18 protein-coding genes are annotated in these 24,413 nt (G+C 40.7%); 3 read left to right on the top strand and 15 right to left on the bottom strand.

From position 1 onward, the window contains the following. Nucleotide 1: 1 nt before the first annotated feature. The gene (locus MKY23_RS13015) at nucleotides 2–751 is read right to left on the bottom strand and encodes a hypothetical protein (RefSeq protein WP_339838621.1); all 750 of its coding nucleotides are present in this window, start codon (nucleotides 749–751) and stop codon (nucleotides 2–4) included. Between the two features lie 158 nt (nucleotides 752–909). Between MKY23_RS13015 and MKY23_RS13010 the strand changes: the two genes are divergently transcribed. After that, entirely contained in the window at nucleotides 910–1,143 is a 234-nt protein-coding gene (locus MKY23_RS13010) for a helix-turn-helix transcriptional regulator (protein ID WP_099859390.1), read from the top strand. A 152-nt stretch (nucleotides 1,144–1,295) separates the two neighbouring features. Here the strand turns inward: MKY23_RS13010 and MKY23_RS13005 are convergent, their stop codons facing one another. The 3 genes from MKY23_RS13005 to MKY23_RS12995 form a co-directional block, all read right to left on the bottom strand. Further along, on the bottom strand, nucleotides 1,296–4,091 hold the full coding sequence (locus MKY23_RS13005; protein ID WP_339838615.1) for a DEAD/DEAH box helicase: 2,796 nt from the start codon (nucleotides 4,089–4,091) through the stop codon (nucleotides 1,296–1,298). Between the two features lie 338 nt (nucleotides 4,092–4,429). Then, nucleotides 4,430–5,065 (bottom strand): DUF1643 domain-containing protein, encoded by a 636-nt coding sequence (locus MKY23_RS13000; RefSeq protein ID WP_339838612.1) that lies wholly within the window; start codon nucleotides 5,063–5,065, stop codon nucleotides 4,430–4,432. A 153-nt stretch (nucleotides 5,066–5,218) separates the two neighbouring features. Continuing rightward, entirely contained in the window at nucleotides 5,219–5,554 is a 336-nt protein-coding gene (locus MKY23_RS12995) for a helix-turn-helix transcriptional regulator (protein ID WP_339838609.1), read from the bottom strand. A 180-nt stretch (nucleotides 5,555–5,734) separates the two neighbouring features. On the opposite strand from MKY23_RS12995, the gene MKY23_RS12990 reads away from it, so the two are divergent. Beyond that, complete coding sequence (locus MKY23_RS12990; protein WP_339838606.1) at nucleotides 5,735–6,058, top strand: hypothetical protein; 324 nt, start codon at nucleotides 5,735–5,737, stop codon at nucleotides 6,056–6,058. A gap of 320 nt (nucleotides 6,059–6,378) precedes the next feature. Here MKY23_RS12990 and MKY23_RS12985 read toward each other — a convergent pair whose 3' ends face one another. The 11 genes from MKY23_RS12985 to MKY23_RS12935 form a co-directional block, all read right to left on the bottom strand. Beyond that, the gene (locus MKY23_RS12985; RefSeq protein WP_339838603.1) at nucleotides 6,379–8,226 is read right to left on the bottom strand and encodes a hypothetical protein; all 1,848 of its coding nucleotides are present in this window, start codon (nucleotides 8,224–8,226) and stop codon (nucleotides 6,379–6,381) included. An 83-nt stretch (nucleotides 8,227–8,309) separates the two neighbouring features. After that, on the bottom strand, nucleotides 8,310–8,936 hold the full coding sequence (locus MKY23_RS12980; RefSeq protein ID WP_339838600.1) for a hypothetical protein: 627 nt from the start codon (nucleotides 8,934–8,936) through the stop codon (nucleotides 8,310–8,312). Continuing rightward, on the bottom strand, nucleotides 8,923–9,549 hold the full coding sequence (locus MKY23_RS12975) for a hypothetical protein (RefSeq protein WP_339838597.1): 627 nt from the start codon (nucleotides 9,547–9,549) through the stop codon (nucleotides 8,923–8,925). Before MKY23_RS12975 ends, MKY23_RS12980 begins: the two co-directional genes overlap by 14 nt. Then, nucleotides 9,546–9,743 (bottom strand): helix-turn-helix transcriptional regulator, encoded by a 198-nt coding sequence (locus MKY23_RS12970; protein WP_339838594.1) that lies wholly within the window; start codon nucleotides 9,741–9,743, stop codon nucleotides 9,546–9,548. The genes MKY23_RS12975 and MKY23_RS12970 overlap by 4 nt, the downstream gene beginning before the upstream one ends. Nucleotides 9,744–9,954: 211 nt before the next feature. Then, nucleotides 9,955–10,578, bottom strand: a complete 624-nt coding sequence (locus MKY23_RS12965) for a hypothetical protein (RefSeq protein WP_339838591.1) — start codon at nucleotides 10,576–10,578, stop codon at nucleotides 9,955–9,957. A gap of 56 nt (nucleotides 10,579–10,634) precedes the next feature. Further along, complete coding sequence (locus MKY23_RS12960; RefSeq protein WP_339838588.1) at nucleotides 10,635–11,546, bottom strand: tyrosine-type recombinase/integrase; 912 nt, start codon at nucleotides 11,544–11,546, stop codon at nucleotides 10,635–10,637. 212 nt (nucleotides 11,547–11,758) lie between these two features. Further along, nucleotides 11,759–12,475 carry a YebC/PmpR family DNA-binding transcriptional regulator gene (locus MKY23_RS12955; RefSeq protein WP_090924069.1) on the bottom strand — a complete coding sequence of 239 codons (717 nt, stop codon included), beginning with the start codon at nucleotides 12,473–12,475 and terminating at the stop codon, nucleotides 11,759–11,761. A 152-nt stretch (nucleotides 12,476–12,627) separates the two neighbouring features. Further along, the gene (cysI, locus tag MKY23_RS12950) at nucleotides 12,628–14,349 is read right to left on the bottom strand and encodes an assimilatory sulfite reductase (NADPH) hemoprotein subunit (RefSeq protein ID WP_154958726.1); all 1,722 of its coding nucleotides are present in this window, start codon (nucleotides 14,347–14,349) and stop codon (nucleotides 12,628–12,630) included. A gap of 53 nt (nucleotides 14,350–14,402) precedes the next feature. After that, nucleotides 14,403–16,238: an assimilatory sulfite reductase (NADPH) flavoprotein subunit gene (locus tag MKY23_RS12945; protein WP_339839406.1), complete on the bottom strand. Its 1,836-nt coding sequence runs from the start codon at nucleotides 16,236–16,238 to the stop codon at nucleotides 14,403–14,405. Nucleotides 16,239–16,513: 275 nt separating this feature from the next. Continuing rightward, the gene (locus tag MKY23_RS12940; protein ID WP_339838584.1) at nucleotides 16,514–21,766 is read right to left on the bottom strand and encodes an S-layer homology domain-containing protein; all 5,253 of its coding nucleotides are present in this window, start codon (nucleotides 21,764–21,766) and stop codon (nucleotides 16,514–16,516) included. A 404-nt stretch (nucleotides 21,767–22,170) separates the two neighbouring features. Next, complete coding sequence (locus tag MKY23_RS12935) at nucleotides 22,171–23,727, bottom strand: ABC-F family ATP-binding cassette domain-containing protein (RefSeq protein ID WP_154958728.1); 1,557 nt, start codon at nucleotides 23,725–23,727, stop codon at nucleotides 22,171–22,173. A 193-nt stretch (nucleotides 23,728–23,920) separates the two neighbouring features. Here MKY23_RS12935 and MKY23_RS12930 point away from each other — a divergent pair, with 193 nt between their 5' ends. After that, nucleotides 23,921–24,376: an SET domain-containing protein gene (locus MKY23_RS12930; RefSeq protein WP_090924000.1), complete on the top strand. Its 456-nt coding sequence runs from the start codon at nucleotides 23,921–23,923 to the stop codon at nucleotides 24,374–24,376. Nucleotides 24,377–24,413 lie beyond the last annotated feature (37 nt).

The following is a 24,413-nucleotide window of genomic DNA, read 5'->3' as shown; positions in this document are numbered from 1 at the left end:
GTTATCCTCTTTTAATAAGTACGCTTAGCACTCCGTACCAGTGATTAGCTTGACTAAATGCATTAATTGCCTTCTTGTCTTTCTTCATTATTTCTTTTTTTTCATTCAAGAAGTCTACTGTAACGTAAGGTCTTTTTGCATCGTTTACAATTAACTTAAGATAGACCTTCTTCACTTTATCGTTACTAGTAGTTTTCTGTCCAGACAATCCACCAATCACAGCTCCTACTCCACCAGCAAGCACACCACCAACTACTACACCTCCTATTTGGCTACCTCTTGAAGTTTGAGTTAGTTGTACTTCATCTACTACCAATTCTAATTCTAGAACATCTCTTGAAGGAAACACTCTAACTTCAGAATCGATTATACAAAGCCTGTTAGTTAAATCATCAATAGAAATGGCTATGTCATGTTTTTCGTTCACGAACACTTGAGATGAATTGAAGTCTGATATGTTGCTGAGTAATTCTTCCAACCTTTCTCGCCTAGCCTCTTCAATTTTTATTTTTGCTTGTTCATCAGGCAAGCTACTCTGACCAAGAAAATAAAGAGATACTAAAAAAGAGATTATCACAAATGATCCATGGAAATCGTGTACAGCAAAATATCGATAAGTCAGATAAATGAATGTAAGGAACAAAATCAATCCAGGTATAATGGCCATTTTTTGAAATTTTGTAGCATTCTTATTCTCTTCTGCCTTAATAACTTCTTCATTTACTCTTAACAAGTTTTCTCCAGTTCCCATAAATTCTTCTCTCCTAGTAAAGTTATTTCGTTTTATTTTATTTAATCCAATTTGATTCTAGCACAAATAATTGTATAAATAAACCATTTTGAATCATATAGTGTGCAGAAATTAATCGTTATTGGATATAATAATGATTACTAAAAGGAGAAATTCCTTTGCACATTGAAGCAATTTTCGGAAAAGTACTTAAAAGTCTTCGAATTAGAAATGATTTATCCCAAGATAAACTGGCTGAACTCTCAACACTAGAAAGAACATTCATATCCAGAATTGAGCGCGGTAATAGTCAACCATCATTAACTACTATATTTGAGTTGGCTAGAGCATTGAATATCAAACCTTCAGAACTCATCCGAATGGTGGAACTGGAATACGAATCAAATAACTAACACAAAACAGAGCCGTAGGAAACCCTACAGCTCTGTTTCATGTTTGATGGATGGATAGTCTTATTTCCTTATTTGAAGGCTGATCGATCTGTTGGTGTGCTTATAAGTTTTGGCAACTCATGCATAAAAGGAGAAGTTGTAACCATCCCCCCTCATTCTGCTTTGTTCGCATTACTTTTTAATTTCAGCGTTAAATTGGCAGTGTATCGATTCAATTCTCTGATATCAAGATATCCTCTTTCGTCTTTAATAAATTTAGTTGCATTCTCAACACTTATTTTCTCTTCAAGAACTCGTAAATATAATTCAACAAAACAAGATATAGTCAATAGCTTGAAATTGCTTTTTTTACCAAGTTTAGTGGCGTGAGAAATTGCATTATCTTGGAAGTCTGGTTTTCCAAGACAAATATACGCATGGGGGTTAAAGCTCTCTGATTTTGTTAAAACATCAGCTGCTTTGCTATGTTCTATAAACTTAGTGTTATCCTCCTTGGCTGTAACCTGAATCACAACTCTTTCACCACTATTTAGCAATAAAAGAATATCTGGCTCTCCGTTTCTTTGATCAGTGATTCGTTCAGTTTCACAATCCAAGAATTTCTTTCCAAGGAGTTCGACTAACTTATATTCAAAGGGGATTCCTTGTGCGTCATATAATTCCTTAATTAGCTCGGTGCTTTCATTTAGTATATCTCCCCTCCTAATGTGCTCACGTTTCCAATACTCAAGATTCTTCTCCCTTTTACTATTAATACTTTGTATGATTTTATCAACCTTCGTTGGATTAATTATACCTTGGAAATCAGAAGACTCTTTATCTATAAAGTCATCAAGAGTCTCGTAACCAGCATCAACTAAACGAATTTTATCTTCACGTGTAAGCTGCACAGGGAGAGTGTTAAGATGATTACAATTTATTGGTGTACCTTTAGCCAATGCTAAATTGATTTCATTAATTTCTCCAACGAAATCAGGTCGAAATATTGCAGCACTTCTACTTAAAACTTCTAATATCCAAATTACATTCAAAGTTATATTTCTTATGTTCGCAGTTGAAAAACCGTAACCCCGTTTAATCATTGATATTGAGAGATTCGTGTTAATAATATCATTTGAAAGTAAGGCACAAACAAAAGATTTAAACTGTTCATCATTCGTAAAAGTTAGTTTATCTTTAGCTTTCTCGTATTCATGTAAGCATATCCCAGAGAGCAGTGACGATTTTTCGAGTCCATCTAATTGCATCATAATTTTGTCTTTAAGTTCTTGGTTTTTCCAATTAAATCTATAGTAAGAACCAGAAACTTCTTCAGTTTTTGAAACAAGCAGTAACAACTCCAGAGAATTCAAATCCTCTGCTGTTGTTAGGTAATCTTCTAATACAGATATAGTTTCAATCTTACAACCCAAAGAAGCACAAACCTTCCCTAAATCAGTTATGCGCAACTCACCTGAAGACGCCACTTCGATCAGCTTATGTCTCAGGCATTTCTCTATTCCGATTTTTATATAATTCGCTATTTGTTCTTTTGCTAAATCATCATTCCAAGAGCGTGCAGCATACGTCTTAAAGATAAAATTTGTGATTGCTGTCTCATTATCGCCAAAGCCCGATGCAACAACATCTAAAACACGCTTATCAATATCTTGTTCAGCAAATGTTGAAGTCAAGGACTCTAGGGGTGCATTTAAGTAAGTTCGTTTTAATGTTTCTTTTTCTTTAGAGTTAGTAGCTATAAAAATCCCACGACCAAACTCGTTATGTTCACCTAGACGTCCAGCTCTACCAAAAATATTTCTCACTTCTCCGACCCCCCAATTTACTTTTTGAGGGCGATTAAGACCTGAACTCCATTTTTTATCATCAGCAAGAATAACAGTTTTACAAGGCAGATTAACCCCTGCAGATATTGTGGTAGTTGCAACAATTATCCGAATATGACCGTCTCTAAATCCTTTCTCCACTATTCTTCGTTCAGCTGGTTCACAGTCAGCATTATGAAAAGCAATTGAATTTCTTAAAACTGTAATAAGTTCATCTCTAGTTTCTGATTCAGATTCGTGTTTTAATTCTCCAATAATTTTACTTGCTGCTGGCAAATCATAAAATTCTTCCATTAATTCGATCGCCATTTTTTGAGTTGAAGCAACAGAATTTTTAATGATGACTATTTGTTCGTTTAGATCAAGTAGATACTTTATAAGTCCGTTCATATCGGTAGCGTTTATCTGCTCAATACCAGCTTTGCCTGAATTCCATTCTTTGTATTCGAAAGTTCCATTTCCAGTTATAAAAACACCTTGCCTTAACTCAACGGGTCTGTTGTCCTCTTTAATTACTTTCGCATCCAGCCATACATCAAAACCATTCAAATCATCTAATACCGCACTGAGAGCAATAACCTGTAGATGAGTAAACTCTTTAATTTTTGTAAGTAGTAATTCCAAACTCCCTCCACGCTGAGAGTCTCCAAGCATTTGAACTTCATCAACTATTATACAATCACAATTATTTAGTAAATCAGGATTTACAATTAACATTCCTGAAAGCTTTTCATATGTAAGTATCGCAAGATCGTAGTCCCCACTACGTATGTCATCATCTTCTTCTCTGTGATCTCTATCTGAAATTTTAATATTTATCCCCAGTCCTGAATATTTTCTACTAAAATCATCGTATTTTTCTTCAGCAATAGCTTTGAAGGGTACTAGGTAAATACTTTTCTTACCATAGTAAGAGTAGTTTATTGAAGCCATTTCTCCGATAAAGGTTTTGCCTGACGAGGTTGGAGCAACAATCAAAAAATTCTTATTTGAAAACAACCCTTGATTAATAGCTTCTCTTTGAATCGGAAGTAAATCTATAATTTTATTTTCATTCCATACCTCAATAATCTCATCTGGAAAATCATGTTCTTTCATTAAATTAATGAAAGCAGTACTCATTGTAATTCCTCCCCATTTATAAGTTACTTTACTTTCTACATGGTTTAAAAGAATCAGGATAAAAGAACTAAATCCGTAAATCGATTATACTATTATATTTATATAAGTAAAATGCTGGTTCTAGTTTAAATGAAATCTGGATTTCATTTAAGTGAACTTACTTCATTACGTTAACGCATTAACGTATAAATCCCGTAAATAATCAGCCTAAATTTACTGACAAATATAGACCCAAATACTTATAAGTAAAACGCTAATGTTATACATAAATTTAGTTAGACGTAGTTTTTAAAGGTTTTGCCATCTGATGTTCACTCTAACTTAATCCAATTATACTTCTAATCGTTATGTGCAACTACAAGAAACGAACCTTTCAATGATAACTGTGAGCATTTAATGTATTTTTCAATTTTCATTCGTCCAGGATGTCTTGGACGCTTTGCAACAGTCAATATGTTCTTATGTTTTTCTGACTTCAATATGTATACAGACTTTAACTTCTTGTGTTTCTTTATAGATTCATACACATAGCTTACTTCCTTATTATGATCAGCCGCAGCTATTCCTTTAGGTACATTCCCCCAAGCTAAAATAATATAATTCGAATTAAAGATCGCCTCATCAATGCTCGTTTTATTCTTTATAGAACTGTACTCTCTCTCACAATCACTAATTTCACTTAAAAGGCTCTTCAATTTTGTTGAGTTAGGTTCATATAGACAGAATAAATTAACTACAATTACCTTTCCAATTTTCTTTTGCAGTTTCTTAGCTGCAAAGTTGAGTACATTATTTACTGTTGTGTCCGATTGATTCTTATCTGCCTTGCTTGGGTTCATCATGATATAAGTCATTATATTTTCATAATTTTTATTTATAGGAATAGTCAAGCTATATCTAGCGTCAATTTGATTCGATAGAGATTCGAATTCACAATCAATATTAGTATTAGTCACAAACTTTGGGTATTCCATAAAACACCTCTCATTTATATAATGATTTACTTACACTACCTATACCTCAACCATTTCAAAATCAGATACATCTAAAGCTATAAGATTTTCTAATCTTTTAGCACATCATTGTAATAACTGCATCTACGAAGCAATTATTTTTTAATAAACATCTCAATTTCTCACTTTTGACTGTAGTTCTGAGACTCTCTTCATTTGATCCAAGATATAGTCTTTAAAGACAGGTTGTAACTGATTAAACAACGTTATCACTTCTTCGATTTCCTTCCTGTTAGATTCTCCAGCTACTATCATTTCACCTTCACCAAAAAGCAGCCATTTTTCATTAACAGAATAGCGCTCACATAAATGTTTGATAAAAAGTTCTTTGGGCTGAACACGATTGTATTCTAAATTGCTTATTACATCTCTGCTCACGCCTAATTTCTCACCAAAAACACTTTGAGATAATCCAAGATATTTTCTAATAGCTTTTATTCTGTTATGCACTATTCCGTTCCACCTCTTCTTTAGGTTTCAGATACTGAATCAACATTACAACACAAAAAAAATGTAGTCAACACAATAAAAACGCGTTTTTTTGTGTTGACAACTCAATTAATTAGAAATATACTGTGTTAAAAGCACAATAACAGTTAAAAAATGCTTTTTACTAGGGGGAACTATCACATGGAAATTATTAAAACTCTTACTCATAATAATTCAGTATCAGCGTATGCCTATGAAGGCTCAACACGCTCGATACAACAACTTAAAAAAACTTTGGTCGCTCGTGAACTCATTATTACCTTTGACAATGGAGAAGCAATGCTACAGGAGGATGTGAGACTCGCTACAGGTGAAGATATTAATTGGTGGGCGTGTGTTAGTGATGAGATACCTAGAGAAAAATTTGTTATATGCCAAGACGGAGTATACATATGGAAAGAAATTCGTGAGTGGGATGGTGAGGATTTCGAAGTAGTGGATATGAGGTTTGAGAAGATTAACTAATAGAAGTTAATATATATGGGCAAAATTCTTTTTGAAACGATTAGAAGACTGTGCAGTTCTATCCTTTTAATCGTTTCTCAATAACACTCTTTCTTCGTTTATTTGTCGAAGCCTGCGGCTTGACCCTGCCCCGTCACTTGCAAGCAAGTGCGTGGAAAATTCAAAGAAATCTTCGCTTCGCTGTGATTTCGTTTGAATTTTTAACGAATATAACTTTTTTCATTATTGAAGTATAATTAAGTGACGAAGTGACGTAGTTGTTCTATATAGTATAGAGACAGTTCTCGTCACTTTTATAAAATCACATATTCTTATTAGTTTTATTTCAATTTAAAAGATTTATATAATGATGTGCTTACCACGATTTCAATCTCTTCTTGGGAAAACAAATCAATCATTTCCGTTTTTCTCTCCTTTTCTTTCCAATTGTTATTAAACCAGTCTTTAAATTTTTTCCCACCCACTTCTGAAGCTTTTGTCTTAGTTGACTTGAAAACATCCTCAGTATTCAGCAAAAGTAAATATTCTTTTGTTTGTAATGCCCAACTCTTACACTCTTCAATAAATCGTTCATGATAGTTGTCTAAGATTCTTATTTTTGTAAAATTATTATCTTGAGTATCTAATACCGCTTTCAATTTAGCTGACCATTCCCCCCTGTTTGTGTATAGATAAATATTTACAATCGATCTATCGTTTATGTTTCTAAGATTACTTCGGTGAATTATCTGTAAAATATCAGCGAGTACTACTTCTTCAAAAATCCTCTGTACCTTCTCATCACGAAACCATTGTACTTTATTTCCAGTAGACATACTTAGATCAACGTCAGTACCTAACAAACTAATAGCAATTTTTTTATAATATATAGGATTACGTATTGGAAGATTCAACAATGCTAAAGAATTATAGTCATTAAGTACATTTTTCCCTACTGTGTTAAGTAGATTAAGTGGCATGTCAGCATCAGAATGTTCAGAAACAACAAAAAACTTCGCCTGATCTTTTGTTATAACTCCATTCAATAAATATAAGTCTACACAATCTTTATTCATTAATGGAAACACTAAATCTCTATTACGAATCTTTGTTATATCATTAGCTATTGTATTTGTAATTTTTGATTCTCTCCTGTTCGATGCAGATGTATTAATCTCTCGGAAATGTAAGTAAAGTCGATCTTTATAATTATGATAGTTGTTAACCTTTCTAAATTGATATTCATTATTGTACAATTCTTTAGTAACTGAACTTGTTCCATCTAATACAAGAATGTTTCCTAAAGCTCTATAATCAATTCGCTCAGCACAGATTATCTTGCTTCCTTTTAGGTGTCGTTCGATGACTCCAATATTATCTTCAACAAGCAATCGCTTAAACCACATATATTTAATACTTGTTTCGTTACTCATTCCTGTTGTGTCTAATCTAGTCATTAATGAGTCAAAGTCTTTCTCCATCTGTGAGCCCACTATTGATCTTTTCAAGTATAGTGTGGTCTGTCCTACATTGAAGAATAACTCATGATTAACTAGTGACATAATGATACTACGACCAAATCTGATTTCTTCTGATTGCAGATTGTTGGCATAAGCAACTTCATCAAACCAGTCAACACTATTACTTTCACTAGAAATATCAAAAGTACACTCATTTAAAAAGATTGGCATCTCATCAATGATAATTTTTCGAGTTACGTAGCTATTGTTTGCAAATTTATGTGTTAGATAACTTTCTTTCTTACTTATTCCTAAGCATATATTTTTAAGACGCTGATGCATAATGCAAAGGATTGGGTATTCACTTAAACCGTCAATAACATCTTCAAAGTTGTTAGTATCTACATATTGAATGAATTTCTCTTTTCTTACTTTCAAGCAGTGCTCCCTTACGTCATTGTAAAATCTTCTTAAGTTATCACTGTTATTGAAAACAAGAAGTAATGGAGTTACTTTATTCTTTGTAGCCATCTTTTGAACAACCTTTGTTAAGGCAGTTGTCTTTCCATGACCAGGAGCTGAATCACATACCCAGTGATTATTCTCCTCTACTTCATTCTCCAAAAAATCTACAATCACTCTTACTGTTTCTTCGAATCCTTTCTCATGTAAGGATGCTAACTGATCTTCGCTTACTAATTCCTTAATTTCTTTAAATAATAATGACATTCAATCATTCCCCTTTTTCTCATATCTCAATTTTTTAAATAAAGGACATCCACTAAATGTGGATGTCCTTTATTCAGCTTTAATTATCCAAAAACCGCGGCAACCCCTTTTACAGTAGCATCTGTAAAATCTACTGTTCCTCTGAATTGCGTTTTACCATAAGTGGATGCTTTTACAATGATGTCACCCATTGTTGATTCTAGTGAGATGTTTGCTGCTGCTTGTGATAGTCCCCCTCTTTTCTCTCCTCTGTAATAAAAATCTAGTGAAGAGAAGTTTCCACTATCAACGCTTACTCCGTTCTTTTCTCCCCACAGATTGTAAGAGTTGAATCCATTACGCGATATCTCTATCCTGTCTGCATTTGCCTCAGCTGTTCTGATTGTTCCTCCAGTGATAATTGAACCATTAATAGTTCCTGAAAATATTCCATCCACTGCTACTAACTTTCCATCCATACTCACTTTAAATTTAGCGCTTTCAAACAGGTTATGCCCTAAATAAATCCCTCTGTTGTCTGCCTTGAAAATGTTATTTCCTGATCCTATAGCAATCGTACCGCCATATATATTAGGAGAAAAGATTTGCGTTGCATCAATGTATGTAGACTTAATGTATTCTGGTACTACTGGAATAAAAGGCTGGTTTGCAACCTGATCCCATGAAATACTTGCATTTGGCCCCATTTTTACATTTCTACCTAGATACATGATAGAATCCCCTGCTATATTCGTAGATACCATTAGGAGTCACAACATGAAGAATCGTATCTCCTCCAACATCTTTGTTAAAGCTGTTGATGTATTTGAACAAATCAAACACTGTATCAATGATGTCGTTTTGATCTACCTGATTGTTTAGAAAAAATGTTAATACTGCCTCTCTATCCTCGCCTCTAGCAGTTACCACCGCTTCAGTTGTTCTACGTGTCTTATTTTTATGACAATACTCAATAGTTCCAGTTTCATTTTTGAACACATCATAATAACCTATTACAGTTGATAGTGGACAAAATTCAGGTTTATCCGATAAATACATTGGATTTTCTTTTTCAAATTGTTCTAGAACTTCTTTCAAAACTTCTTCAATGATTACGCTAATCTCATCAATCCTTGTGTCATATTTCACTCGTTCTGAGACTTTTATTCTTAGAATTTCACAATAGTCCTGTGCACCTGAACAGAACATTGAGACATATTGTGTAAGTGCAGTTACCTTCACGTGGTTATCCCTTACCAATTCGTCATTTTTAGTGACTCTTCCATCTCCAGCGATAATTGCAAACTTGCTCCTAGGATTGTTAAGTGCAATACATAAACTCATAAACGCTCACTCCCTTGATGGTTGTCGATATACTCCTTGTATTTCTGAATTTTTTCTTTTGACATAGGATATCCATTATTCTCAAAGTGACCTACTGTTCCTCGATGACATCCTAGATATACTGCAATTTCTGCGATCTTAATTCGTTTGATAATCCTTTTTACTCTGTACAATTCTCTTTCTCTTAGTTCCATAAGAACCTCCTTTATTTAGTGAATAACAAAAAACAGAGACATTCTGAAGTCTCTGTTTTGCCATTAGAATTTTCAATTAAGATAGTGGCTAATTTAAGGCCTCTTACCTTAACTACAACATAATTATACACCAAAAAAATAAATTTGTAAAATAATGTAAATACCTAATGTTTTATTGACTTTTTTCATTCTTACTTTATTAAAGTAATATTTAAATCTCCATGTACTCATTTCGAGATGCTTCTTCATACAATTCATGTAATTCATTCACAATTTGTCTTTGCTCATCCCATTGAAGTTTTAATTGATCAGTAAAGTTCTTATCGGGATTCTTCCTAGGAAGAATATACATCTGTTGAATGATCTCATACTTAAGTCTAGCCTCCTGCCACTTAACACTTGCTTCGAATTCTTTTCCATAGTAGGCAGCGTATTTGTCGCTTATTCCTTCTCCGTCTTTATTGTCTGTATAGAGAAGAAGATTTCTTTTTCCTATATAAATATGCTTTTTAGGAGTTACCTGTCCCTTTAAAACTGCAATGTATAGCGTTTGAAAGCGAGTCTTCTCTTGAATAATCTCAATGAATTCATTAACAACTAAATTCCCTTCCTTAAATATAAACTTATTTGCAGCCAGTACATCTCGATCCATTGCTAGAAGTTTTGAGTCATGTATAATCCTCACTTGCACGTATGCACATCCTTTTAGCTCAATATCTTCAGTAAATGTAGAGAAAACGAAGGAATAATTCTGCAAATTCCTGTATCCATACCACGGAAAAACATTTAACTTTACTATGCTATGCGTCCCACTAAAGTTAAAAATATTACTCATTAATATTATCACCTGTCCTTTGAGATAATAGTTTCAACGACTCCTTCTTTATGCCCTTACAGGTTCATAAGCGGACTAGTTGTTTTTGCCAACTCCAATATTTGTTCATCTTGGATTGATTGGAGATAACGATTAGTTATTATGGTTGACTCATGACCTAATAATCTACTAAGGCTGTAAACATCTAAACCCAATCTTAATTGTTTTTGAGCAAAATAATGTCTCAGCGTGTGGGGACTACAACGAATATGATCACGAATTTTAGCTTCATTTCCTGCTTTCTTCATCATGACTTCAATTGCTGTAACAGTTAAAACCTTACCATTTTGAGACAAGAAAAAATTGGAATCAGTCATGAATTTATCCTTAAAATAAGCCTCTTTCATCCTTTCGTACTTAATGATGTATTTCTTAAGAAAAGGGGAAATGTACAAATTTCTTTCTTTGTTTCCTTTGCCATGTATCTTAATGACACTTTCTCCTACATCAAGAGAGCCAAGTGAACATAATTCCAAATTTCTAATCCCTAAGTCTACAAAGAACATCAGTATCAATTTGTTACGCATACTCAAGTAGAAGTCACCTTTATATGCGTTGATTAAACGTTTTACTTCATCATCGTTGAAAGTTTTTATAAGAACTTTAGGTTCTTTCATCCATTTCAAACCTAATACTGGATTTCGCTTTTCAGCAATATACCCTTCCTCCACAATGAAGTTAAAGAATGAACGAATATTTTTTTGTATTCCATTAATATATGATTCTGATAATCCTTTCATTTTTAAGTTCATAAGGTATGCTTTGATGTGAGAGGTGTTAATCTCTTCTACTTCAATAACTGAGAATTCATTACATAAGTAATTTAGAAACGCCCGATTGTTGTTTTTATACCCTTTTATAGTTCGGATACTATAATTCTTAATCTCTAAATCAAAAAGAAACTCTTTATAAACATCTTCAAACAACATAAAAAACTCACTCCTCATATGGATATTTCCCATACAAAAAGTGAGTTAAATACAATACAGATAAGGAAAACGTACATCATCACAAGAATCACTTGGAGATAGCATGTATACCCTCGCTGAGTGACAAAATGGATGATTGCTGAACATTTTCAAATCCTTAACTGGGCTAGAAAGACTCTAAACCACCGTTATCACCGCAGTCCCTTGCTCGCTTACACAAACTCCACGTTATGATACACTTGCTGCACATCTTCCAGGTCTTCGAGCGCATCGATTAGCTTCTCGAACTGAACTTGGGCATCCGCAGGCAGTTCAATGTGGTTTTGCGCAAGCATCGTCAGCTCGGCTACGGTGAACTCGTTCACACCAGCGGCCTTGAATGCTTCTTGTACCGCGTGGAATTGGTCTGGTTCTGCGTATACGATAACCGCTTCATCTTCATCCACGATATCACGCACATCCACATCTGCTTCCAACATGATTTCCAGCACTTCTTCCGCATTTTTACCTTCAACGCCGATGACTGCTGTAGGATCAAACATGTAAGCAACAGAACCACTCACACCCATGTTGCCTCCGTTTTTGTTAAACGCAGAACGCACTTCAGGTGCTGTACGGTTTACGTTATTCGTGAGGGCATCCACGATGACCATCGCACCGTTTGGTCCGAAGCCTTCGTAACGCAACTCTTCATAGTTCTCATCGCCGCTGCCTTTTGCTTTTTCCATCGCACGATCAATGATGGCTTTAGGTACGTTATACGTTTTGGCACGCTCCAGAACGACCTTCAGTGCTCGGTTCGCTTCCGGGTCCGGTTCACCCTTTTTCGCCGCTACATAGATCTCAACGCCAAATTTCGCGTAGACCCGGCTTGTGTTTGCGTCTTTTGACGCTTTCTTTTCCTTAATATTATTCCACTTACGACCCATATCGTTTCCGCTCACTTTCAACATGTAATCTGCTTTCTACTTTGTCATTATATCGTGTTGCGCTTGGTTCAACAAGTTCATCTCATCAAACGATTCTGCTTCTGAGAAACAAAAAGCACTCCGTAAGGAATGCTTTTTGAGTAAACGTCAAGTTACGCGTGGAACTGTCTTCCGTCCAGCACTTCAGGCACATAACCCGCACGGATCACGAAATCTCCGAAATGTTCACCTTCGTTGCGCTCTTTGGCATATTGATTAATCATCGGTGTCAGTGTGTCCAGAATCTCATTTTCACCGATATTTTCGCGGTACAATTTGTTCAGACGATGACCTGTAAAACTACCACCGAGATAGAAATTGTACTTGCCAGGTGCTTTTCCGATAAAAGCAATCTCTGCCAGCATCGGTCTAGCGCACCCGTTCGGGCAACCTGTCATACGAATGACAATCTCTTCATCCCTCAAACCCGCTTCATCCAGTACAGGCTCCAGTTTGTCGATTAAGGACGGCAGGTAACGCTCGGACTCAGCCATGGCAAGACCACAGGTTGGGAGTGCGACACAAGCCATGGAACTTCTGCGAAGTGCTGAATAATGCGCGCCATCCGTCAGATTGTATTGTTGCATCAACGCTTCAATCTTTTTCTTTTTCTGACTGCTGATATTACCGATAATCAGGTTTTGGTTCGCCGTCAGACGGAAATCTCCGGTGTGTATTTTGGCAATTTCACGCAAACCCGTCATGAGCGGATAACCCTCTACATCTTTTACCCGTCCATTCTGAATGAACAACGTGTAATGCCATTTGCCATTACTGCCTTTCACCCAGCCATAACGATCTCCATTATGGTCAAAATGATACTCACGTGCCGCTTCCAGACTCCAGCCAAGACGACTCGTTAACTCATCAACAAACCACTCCAGACCATGGTCATCGATTGTATATTTGAAACGCGCATGTTTACGAACCGCACGATCCCCGTAGTCACGCTGAATCATGACCGTTTTCTCTGCAACATCAATCATCTGCTCCGGCGTGCAGAAACCAATGACTTTGGATACCTGAGGATATGTCTTCGAATCTCCGTGAGACATGCCCATTCCTCCGCCAACAGATACGTTGAACCCTTGCAGTTTGCCGTTCTCTACAATGGCGATAAAACCGAGATCCTGTGAAAATACATCCACATCATTGGAAGGCGGTACCGCGATACCAATTTTGAACTTACGTGGCAAGTATACTTTGCCGTAGATCGGTTCAACCTCTTCGTCCGAATCCTGGGAGTCAATGATCTTCTCACCATCGAGCCACAGTTCATGATATGCACGAGTTCGCGGATCGAGATGATTACTTACCTGACAAGCCCATTCATACACTTCAGCATGAACTTCAGACTGATTCGGATTCGGGTTGCACATCACGTTACGGTTAACGTCTCCACATGCAGCGAGTGTACTTAGCAAAGAGTCATTGACCTCACGAATCGTATTTTTGAGATCCCATTTCAACACCCCGTGCAACTGAAACGATTGACGAGTGGTCAGACGGATCGTCTGGTTCGCATATTTATGGGCAACACGGTCCATCATCAGCCACTGCTCCGGCGTTACGATTCCCCCGGAAGCACGCACACGTAGCATGAACTGATATGCAGGCTCCAGCTTGGATTTATTGCGCTCATTGCGCAGGTCACGATCATCCTGCATGTAGCTGCCATGATGTTTCATCAGCCGGTTATCATCTTCGGGAATTGAGCCAGTAATGCGATCGGCTAGTGTCTCCGTGAGACTTCCACGCAAGTAATTGCTCTTGATCTTTATATCTTCCACATCGCTGTTGGTACGTTGCGGATTAAGTAAGTTATTATAAGCCATGCCGCTTTCTCCTCTCGTTTCTGCGGAATATAACCTTTCGGCTTAGCCTTGGATTAATACACATCCCGCTGATAACGTTTCTCCTGTTGTAACCGTGTCATGTATTCCACAGCCTGCTCGGATGACAAGCCGCCTTCCTGCTGTAGAATCGTAATCAGCGCCGCATGTACATCATGAGCCATTTTTTTCTCATCGCCGCAGATATACACGCTTGCCCCTTCCTGAAGCCATTGATACAATTCCTTGCTATGTTCCAGCATACGGTGCTGTACATATACTTTCTGTTCCGTATCACGAGAGAAGGCAACATCCATTTTCGTCAGAACGCCATCTTTGAGCCAACGCTGCCACTCCGTTTGGTAAAGGAAGTCTGTAGAGAAGTGCTGGTCCCCGTAGAAGAGCCATGTTTTTCCTTCTGCACCCGTTTCTTCTCTTTCACCAAGGAAAGAGCGGAATGGAGCAACCCCTGTTCCAGGTCCAACCATAATGATTGGAGTATCCGGATTCTCGGGTAATTTGAAGTTGGGATTATGCTGAATATATACTGGCAAAGTGTCACCGGCTTCGATACGTTCAGCGAGATGTACCGAGCATACGCCATAACGTTGTCTGCCACGTGCTTCATAACGTACAGTCCGAACCGTTAGATGAACCTCGTCCGGGAAAGACTTCGAGCTGCTTGCAATGGAATACAGACGTGCTGGTATTTTCCGAAGAACCGCTAGAAATTGAGCGGCTGGAATGCCCTTCAGTGCGTAGTCCTGAACCACATCTAGCAGATCGGAGCTATTCATGACGTTACGGAATTCGGAATCATTGGCGAGCAATGCTGTTAATTCGTTTCCTGAACTCAACTTGGCGAGTTGCTCTGCCACCGGTTTGGTTACTGCTGTAATCTCGTAATGACGCAGCAGTGCTTCGTAAACCGATACTTGATCTCCATTTTTGTTCACCGTAACCTGTTCATCTGCATTCCAACCCATTGCTGCAATTAATTCATCTACCAGACGCGGGTGGTTCTCCGGGAACACGCCCAGGCTGTCGCCTGGCTCATAATCCAGATTAGAGCCTTCCAAAGACAGCTCAATATGGCGTGTCTCACGATCCGATCCTCGGCCGTTCAAGTTGAGATTTTCCAGCACCTCTGCCTTGAACGGGTTGGTACGGTTGAATTCCGATTCTCCACTGCTTACCGCTGCTGTGATTGCTTCACTGGTTACCGCACCGGCTGTAGTTGCTGCGCCGCTAAGCGAAGCAAGCACATCGTTCATCCACGCTGCAGCTGGCTCATCAAAATCAACATCGCAGTCTACGCGCGGAACCAAAGCTGTTGCGCCCAGTTCCTGTAGTCGTTTATCAAAATCCTTACCCGTTTGACAGAAAAACTCATAAGAGGTATCTCCAAGCGCCAATACGGAATAACGAAGTCCGTCCAGCTTTGGAGCACGTTTGCTGTTCAAGAATTCATGAAAAGGAATTGCATTATCCGGCGGTTCGCCTTCTCCATGTGTGCTGACCACAATCAGAAGATTTTCAATTTTTTTCAGTCCGTTCGGTTTGAAATCTCCCATGGATGACAAGGTTACTTGCAATCCCTGTTCCTCCAGCTTCTTACCGAGTTTTTTCGATAATCCAATGGAATTCCCTGTCTGGGAACCGTACAGCACCGTAACTTCACGGGAAACGGCAGGAGCACTGACTGGCGCTGCTACCGGATTTTGTCCAACTTGCCCAATCAGGCCAGTCTGTGCTGTTGCCACACCTGCTTGATACGCTGCAATATACCCACCAAGCCAGAGTCTTTGTCCGTCCGTTAATGTAGGAATAAGTCGATTGAGCAATTCTACCTGCTCTTGATTAAAAGGACTATTTGTCACTTGAAGTTCCACCATCTGCCACCTCACGCATTACTTCGATTTTAATTCCTACTAAAATGATCATATTAATTTCTTCTCTCTAGAACCTAACACACCGGGGGGTGAGGGTCAATTTCAATGATTTTATACCATTTATCAGTTTCTCTGATAAAGGAACAAAACGTGCGAATCACCTGTTTGCAAATACATCAACAACAATCGACAATGAACAGCAAAAAAAAGCTTGCTTTAACCTGACTTCAGGTGAAAACAAGCTTCTTTTCTATTTTATAAGTTACAGTGATTCATCACTTTTTCCAGACCAGCTTGCTCATCATTGCATAGATCAGCGTAGCAGATTCGGCTCGGCTGGCTTCAGCCGCAGGTTTTACTTCACCGTTGTAACCACCTACGATGCCCAGGTTCACAAGCGCAGCTACACTTTCTCTTGCATACGAGTTGATCTGACCTGCGTCCCGGAAACGAGCGAGATCAGTTGCGGAAGAATTCTGTGCTTCATCATCAATGAATCCACCCGCGACGAGCGCCCTTACTGTTAAGGTCATCATCTCTTGACGAGTAATTGCGGATTCTGGCTTGAAACGTCCATCTCCAGCCCCATCCGTAATACCGAGTGATCGTGCTATGTTAACAGCCTTATAATAAGAAGATTGTTCATTCACATCCTTGAATGGTTCAGTAGAACCCCCGTTTAGACCAAGCGAAGCTACAAGCCACTGCACATATTGCCCGCGTGTCATATCTTGCTTTGGATGAAGCTGTTTGGTGTTCTCACTACCTGTTGCATCCACCACGCCCCGAACAGCGAGTGCCTCCATCGCTTTTTGTGCCCATGGTACTCCGGTTAGATCCAAAAAGTTCTCTTCCATAGATAAGACTGCATATGCACCAGTCAAGGATAAAGCTTTTGCAGAAAATATAATCTCACCGCGTGCCGGATCGTAATAACTCTGTGGCAGTCGTGTGATTTCCCCGCCTGGTCCAATTTGCACAGCAACCACTTTATCAGCCACGGTATCTTTCGATGAGGTATACGGTAATTCAATGGAAATCCCGCTAACCGGCATGAAGGTCTGATTATTTAGGCTAAATTCGAGCTGTACACCATGCTCTGCACCCACACGATCTGTTATCCCTTGCGAAAGCGGTGTGCGGATCAATCGAATAATTGCCGTACCCTCATTGGTTCCCTCTTTTGGCAGCAAATCAGCGGGCAAATCAACCGTTGCAAACGCTGATACGATACGGAAAACATCTGATTTCTTCTGCTCCAGCAGGGATGAAACTGGCAGGGCCAGCTCGTAAGCAGCCGCTTCCGGAACAGACTTCAAGCGAAATTCAACCAGACGTTGACCTGTGCCTGTAAGAGGTGCGGCTTTGACCGCAGCTTCAATCGCTGAAGCATCCACTTTGGACTGTGCATTTCCTTCTGGAGCCGAAGAGGCTTGCAGTTCAAGAACAGCGCGGTCCTTTTCTGTGACAGGTTGAGTTGACGACTGCGATTGAGTTGTGCCTGAGGTACCATTACTGTTGCCTATCTGACCACCGTTGCCCGGGTTTGAACCATTTCCATTATTGCCGCCTGAGCTATTCCCTGATCCTCCGCCAGAATTCCCTCCTGAATCATTGCCGCCTGGAGATGTTGTACGTGCAGGGACTTTAATGATCAGAGGCGTTGTTATCGCTTTGCTCCCATCGGAGGTTCGTGTGATGGCAAGTTCAATCCAGACCGTCGTCTCACTCGCTGGTAAAATAATGCTTCCGTCCAGTTGGACTACAGTCGGAGCTGTGCTTGAATGAACGGATGCCGTAAAACCTCGAGGCAACACTGGCAGTTTAATTTTTGCAGAAGCCGTCGTTGGCTGTTCGAGTGTTGTAATGCCTGAAGCCACGTCAGCAGCCGTCTGGCGAGTTGTTGTGATTTGATAAGGATCAGACAATCCTTTGATGGATTGGCTTGCATCGTCCAGTGCCTCGACTTTGTAATAGTAAACCGTATCTTCACTCAGCCCAGAATCCGTATACTCTGGAAGCGCGCCGGAATAAACTATTTCGTAAGTTCCTTCTTCTTGATTCGAACGATACAGCTTATAGGTTGCCGCAACGTGTAATGTATCCCAGCCAAGTGTTACACTTGAAGGCGTGGCGGAAACAGAGTGCAGCCCCCCGCTACCGTAACCAGGGGACGATATATCAGGTTTTACAATCATGATCCAGCTGATCAGCGGGTCCTGGGAAGCAGTATTACGCACCGTGATTTCCAGTTTACCGTCTGACACCACGGCGCCCTTCTGAGCCCGAACACTTGCAGGGATATACGTAACCGCCCCGGTGTTCGTACCGTTAATAATAAAATCCGCACGACGAGAAGTATTCGTCCACGGGTCATTGAATCCCGCATACACATCATATTCACCATTTGGCACATCAAAACTATAGGTCAAATCCTTGCCTTTAGGCGAGTTGCTGACATTGCCGCCATTCAGATAACGTACGGTCGAGAAAATATCACCGCCGTTCGAACCGGAAGGCAGCGCATCGGCACTAACATATCCCCAGGATTGACCATTAGCCGGAGCATACATCTGATCTATAATTCCCGGATGCATGAGCGTATCTTGCATATAACCACTCATCAGCTTGTAATCTGCCGTATCATAACCACCGCTGTTCACAAAGTATAATGTATTCTCGGGAATGACAAACACACGAACTGCCTGTGTTTTGTTGTTATACTCAGGGGTCGTGATCTGTAGCGTAAGCGGTCCAGGCTTGGCAAAATCCTCCGCTGTCATCGCACGATGATTAATCGTCCAGACGGCTGGCGTTGACACGAGATTATTTCCATCACGCACCTTTACCGTGGAAGGAAGCACTGGAACTTCGCCAAGCTTCACCGCTTCAGGCAGTTTATCAGCGATATCTACCTTACCCATCGAATCCAGCAGATCTGGTGTCCAGCTGTTATACCACTTGATCGCAATGTCTGACCCTATACCGAATTCGATTGGCAAAAACACGTACTTGGCTGCATCGTTGGCGAAATTGCCTCCGTTCCACATATCTCCTACATAAATAAACTTGCCCTTTTCCGGATCAACCGGGATGATTGAAGTTGCCTGTGTACCAAATGCCTTCCCGGGATCAGGATCACTCGGCAGTGTGCGGACAAACGGATTTGTCATCGCCGACCAAGGTCCGAAGATGTGATCCGCGACCGTAACTTTGTTCTCATTAGGAGCCCAGCCCGTTGCACCCGATGTTATAATATAGTATTTGCCCTGATACTTGAACATGGCTGGTGCTTCACGCTGTCCACCTGGGAATACCCGGACATAGTCTACGCCGTATTCCGCCTGATATACGCTATCGCGAACAAGATTGCCTTTATCATCCTTAAGACCTTGCTTATGCCAGCCTGTGACGTCACTGTAATCCTCGGTGAGCTTGGAAATGTATAACGTCAGATTTTCTTCGCTGGAGTAGATCAGGTAACCCGTGCCGTCATCATCCTTAAATAGCGTCATGTCACGGGCCATACCTCTGTCACTTGGGAAATAGTCCTTCTCGCCTTCAGGGGCCATGTCCATACGGTAACTTTTCTGATATATAAAAGGTCCAGCAGGTGAGTCACTGATTGCATAACCGGCCTTCGCTTTACCGTAATTCGCATTATTGTTGTAAGGGTCCTTGTCTCCATCCATATGAGCCCACATGACATATTTTTTCGTTTTATCATTGTAAATGACCTTTGGCCGTTCGATAATCCGTCCTTTGCGAATATCGGCCCAGATGTCCACACGATCCTCGCGACCTGCATAGAGTTCCTTGATTAACGGGTTTGTGTCAAAATCATCCATCGATTGCAGCATCGTCAATGCCATGCCTTCGTCTGTCCAGTTCATCAGATCTTTGGAAGAATAGGCACGCACCCCTGCAGCTGGCCACCCCCCGGTATGATATTCGCCATACCAGTAATATTTTTCTGTTTTTTCATCGTAAAAGAAACCTGCGCCATGAGCATCAATCGGTTTGCCGTTTTGATCCGGCCACATTTGTCCTGGCGTAATACTTGTGCGCACCGTGGATACACCAAGCGGTGCAGATACAGGAGTGTCCATTCCGTCCACTTTGGCCTGAATTGTATAAAAGTATCCCGTGCCCATCGTCAAACCTGTATCGTCTAACGAAGTAGACTTCCCTGTGTAGACTTGCTGATACGTCCCCGAAGCGCTTGTCGCCTTCGAAACCGTGTAGGAGACTTCCGATCCGGGCAGTGCAGCCCATCCTAAGGAAATGGACGTATCCGTTATAGCAGTAACACCAAATCCTGAAGGAGAATCTACCGTGTACGTCTGCGCTTCCGCTATACTAAAGGCCGATTCACCCGCAGCATTGTACGCCGTCACCCGATAACTGTAATTCTTTCCAGGCTCAAGTGCCTGATCTGTAAAAGACAATAGGTTGCCGTTATATACCTGTACATAATCTTCCGTTCCTTGTTCGGCGCGAACGACACGATAACCATTCGCCTTACTGACCGTATTCCAGCTCAATTTGACACTTGTCGCTGTCAACGCTGTCGCTTTCAGGTCCCCCGGTGCTTGTGGTGCCTCGGCAGCCGTTTTGGCTTCAAGCGGGGCAGACCACTGTGACTCGGTTAATGCCCCGTAGTCATATGCAAGTCTGTAATAATAGGCCGTATCCGAGCTTAGTCCTTCATCCACATAACTTGTTGATGACGTCTGACTTACATAAGAGTAGCTACCTTCCTGCGTGTTCGAGCGATAAAGACGGTAACCTGTTGCCCCTTCAATCTCCGGCCAATGCAATGAAATTGAAGATGCCGTCTCTCCATCCTTTACAAGCACAGCTTCATTCATTCGAGGCGGCTCCGCAATCATTACATCATCAATATGTACGGTCTGCCACTTATTTCGAATGCCAACGGTACCGGTTGCAATAGATGTATCGTTCAGATCAAAAACCAATCGGTCCATCCCATTTTCGACGATATAACCGCGGATGGAGGTCCCTGATACCGCCACTTTAAGCGTATACCATGTATTTTGGCTGAACTTATAGTCCACCGATTTCAGCGTGGTGTCAGTGCCATTTATTCTTTTACTGAAAACGAGTTTATTGCCGGGCACCTGCATCTGGAAATAGTAGAAGTTGCTCTTGTCTTGAAACCGCGGCAAAATACCGGGAAATCCCTCACCCGCTCCTGTATAAAAACGCATCGACACTGTCTTGTCCGGTACGGGCTCCCCCGTTGTGATAAAACCTTCATCGGTACCATTTTGAAAAAGAACCTGGTTGGATGCGTCAGCCGGATCTGATGTCACTTGCCACTGGCCTGAGATCACATGCCATTCAGGTGAAACGGTATAGTCTCCATCGGAAAAATCGTCTTGAATTAACAATCCGGGAATAAGAGCTCCATCTGCAAGAACCTTGTTCGGGTACATCAACGGTCCAGAAGATAACATCAGTGCAGCGGATAATAGAATTGCAACCGGTTTTCTCAGTTTATCCAATCTCGATTCGCTCCTTTGCGCCTGAACATATAAGCAGGTTCCTTACATATTCAGCGTAGTGGTTTAACACGCCCTAGTACACATGAATCAGTCAATTGAGCCTCAGACCATGCTTTCTCCGCTGATCACACCTCCCCATTCAATGAAACCGGTTTCATTCAAGAGCAAAAAAGCCCCGTTTACTCAGGCAGGTGCAATCACGCACGTTACGGAGAACAGAGAACCGTTTTTTTCTTGCCCATGTCGTAAACAGGTTTCTTCAAACAAAATGTAACCGCTTTCTAAAATTAGAATATCGTTTGCTTTTAAGGCTGTCAACCATTCTTTTGTCCTATTTCATCCTCCGTGTAATATGACAAAAAACGCGTATTCCACATGCTCTATGCAAGTGAAATACGCACCTTTTAGAATACTTTGGTCGTCCAGGATTCACAGTTCCATGTGTCTGTCACGACGTCACGGTAAAATTCAGGTTCGTGTGAAATCAGCAAAATGCTGCCTTTGTACGCTTGAAGCGCACGTTTTAACTCATCCTTCGCATCCACGTCCAAGTGGTTCGTCGGCTCGTCAAGCACAAGCAGGTTGGTCTCATTGTTGATCAGCTTGCAAAGACGCACTTTCGCTTTCTCTCCACCACTGAGAACTGCGACCTTACTCTCGATGTGTTTCGTTGTCAGTCCGCATTTGGCAAGTGCGGCACGAACTTCAAACTGGGTATAGGAAGGGAACTCCTGCCAGATCTCTTCAATACACGTATTGTAGTTGGCATCCTTCATCTCTTGCTGGAAGTATCCGATCTCTAGATGTTCTCCGCGCTGGACATTGCCTTCCAAAGGCTGAATCTCCCCTAAAATGCTACGCATCAGCGTTGTTTTACCGATACCGTTCGCACCGACAAGAGCAATTTTCTGCCCGCGCTCCATACGCAGATCAAGCGGTCTGGACAACGGTTCGTTATAACCAATAACCAGGCCTTTCGTTTCAAAAATAAGCTTGCCTGACGTTCTCGCATCGCGGAAGTTGAACTGTGGCTTCGGTTTCTCCTTGGCCATCTCGATGACATCCATCTTATCGAGTTTCTTCTGTCTGGACATCGCCATATTCCGAGTGGCAACGCTGGCTTTGTTACGTGCTACGAAGTCTTTCAGGTCTGCAATCTCTTGCTGCTGACGCTTGTACGCCGACTCCAGCTGTTGTTTCTTCATTTCGTAGACTTCCTGGAAGTGGTTGTAATCGCCCACATAACGTGTCAGGTCTTGATTTTCCATGTGGTAAATGAGGTTGATTACGCTGTTCAGGAACGGAATATCATGCGAGATGAGAATAAATGCATTCTCATATTCCTGCAGATATCGTTTCAGCCATTCAATATGCTGTTCATCCAGATAGTTCGTCGGCTCGTCGAGTAGCAAGATATCCGGTTTTTCCAGCAACAATTTGGCGAGCAGTACTTTGGTCCGTTGTCCACCGCTCAGGTCGTTGACGTCCTTGTCCAGACCAATGTCGGTCAAGCCCAGACCACGCGCGGTTTCGTCGACTTTGGCATCGATCATGTAAAAGTCCTGGTTCGTCAGCGTATCCTGAATGGTACCTACGTCCTCAAGCAACTGCTCCAGTTCCTCCGGCGTAACGTCGCCCATCTTGCCGTACATGTCATTCATTTCCTGTTCCATGTCAAACAGGTATTGGAATGCGCCGCGCAGCACATCGCGAATCGATTGTCCTTTGCTGAGTACCGCATGCTGGTCGAGATAACCTACACGCATACGTTTGGACCATTCCACTTTACCTTCGTCTGGCTGAAGCTTACCTGTAATAATATTCATGAAGGTGGATTTACCTTCTCCATTCGCCCCGATCAGACCAATGTGCTCGCCCTTAAGCAAGCGGAATGAAACGTTGTTAAAGATAGCACGGTCACCAAAACCGTGACTTAATTTTTCTACATTTAATATGCTCATTCATGACACCTTTTCTATATAGACTTAATTCTTTGTATATTATAAGCGTTATCTGCCGAACAACTCAACGCCCTATTTAAAAAATGTGATGTTCCATTTGCCTTATCCCGGCGTATGCGGTAAAATTTTGCCTTAAACGAATTACAACTATTATATAGAACGGAGCTCTCAGCGAGAGCATCAGGTGAATGTCATGATTGAAGTAAAACAGTCCAAGCTGGGTGACGGCGGTGAGTTTAACCGCGGGGTATTTGCTACAGTGGATATTGCAAAAGGTCAACTAATTCATCAGGCCCCCGTGGTGCCTTATCCGAATGAAGATCACGAACATATTGAGAAAACGATTCTGGAGGATTACGTCTTCGAATACGGTGCCAATCATACCGCGATCCTGTTAGGATACGGCAGTCTGATTAATCATTCCTACGAGCCTAATGCCACGTATGATATCAACTTCGAAAATCACACCTTTGATTTCTATGCTTATAAGGACATTAAGGCTGGCGAAGAAATCCTCATTAACTATAACGGCGAAGAAGATAATATGGACCCGCTATGGTTCCTGGACGATTACGAAGAACGTATGCGCGAAATGCAGGACAAGGAAGAACAAGACGACGAGCTCACTCAAGAACCAGAACAGAAGTGACCAGACCAGTGCAGAGGCAAATTTATTCTAAAATGTA

This window comes from Paenibacillus sp. FSL R7-0272, from assembly GCF_037969905.1.
GTDB classification, from domain to species: domain Bacteria; phylum Bacillota; class Bacilli; order Paenibacillales; family Paenibacillaceae; genus Paenibacillus; species Paenibacillus polysaccharolyticus.
This window is presented reverse-complemented; position numbering and strand designations above follow the sequence as displayed.

Excerpts from the sequence above, each read along its gene's own strand:
- MKY23_RS12960 (WP_339838588.1), bottom strand. The coding sequence starts at position 11,546 with ATGTTGTTTGAAGATGTTTATAAAGAGTTTCTTTTTGATTTAGAGATT.
- MKY23_RS12970 (WP_339838594.1), bottom strand. The coding sequence starts at position 9,743 with ATGGAACTAAGAGAAAGAGAATTGTACAGAGTAAAAAGGATTATCAAA.
- MKY23_RS12985 (WP_339838603.1), bottom strand. The coding sequence starts at position 8,226 with ATGTCATTATTATTTAAAGAAATTAAGGAATTAGTAAGCGAAGATCAG.
- MKY23_RS13005 (WP_339838615.1), bottom strand. The coding sequence starts at position 4,091 with ATGAGTACTGCTTTCATTAATTTAATGAAAGAACATGATTTTCCAGAT.
- MKY23_RS12975 (WP_339838597.1), bottom strand. The coding sequence starts at position 9,549 with ATGAGTTTATGTATTGCACTTAACAATCCTAGGAGCAAGTTTGCAATT.
- MKY23_RS12965 (WP_339838591.1), bottom strand. The coding sequence starts at position 10,578 with ATGAGTAATATTTTTAACTTTAGTGGGACGCATAGCATAGTAAAGTTA.
- MKY23_RS12955 (WP_090924069.1), bottom strand. The coding sequence starts at position 12,475 with ATGGGTCGTAAGTGGAATAATATTAAGGAAAAGAAAGCGTCAAAAGAC.
- MKY23_RS12990 (WP_339838606.1), top strand. The coding sequence starts at position 5,735 with ATGGAAATTATTAAAACTCTTACTCATAATAATTCAGTATCAGCGTAT.
- MKY23_RS13015 (WP_339838621.1), bottom strand. The coding sequence starts at position 751 with ATGGGAACTGGAGAAAACTTGTTAAGAGTAAATGAAGAAGTTATTAAG.
- MKY23_RS12930 (WP_090924000.1), top strand. The coding sequence starts at position 23,921 with ATGATTGAAGTAAAACAGTCCAAGCTGGGTGACGGCGGTGAGTTTAAC.
- MKY23_RS12980 (WP_339838600.1), bottom strand. The coding sequence starts at position 8,936 with ATGTATCTAGGTAGAAATGTAAAAATGGGGCCAAATGCAAGTATTTCA.
- MKY23_RS13000 (WP_339838612.1), bottom strand. The coding sequence starts at position 5,065 with ATGGAATACCCAAAGTTTGTGACTAATACTAATATTGATTGTGAATTC.
- MKY23_RS12935 (WP_154958728.1), bottom strand. The coding sequence starts at position 23,727 with ATGAGCATATTAAATGTAGAAAAATTAAGTCACGGTTTTGGTGACCGT.
- cysI (WP_154958726.1), bottom strand. The coding sequence starts at position 14,349 with ATGGCTTATAATAACTTACTTAATCCGCAACGTACCAACAGCGATGTG.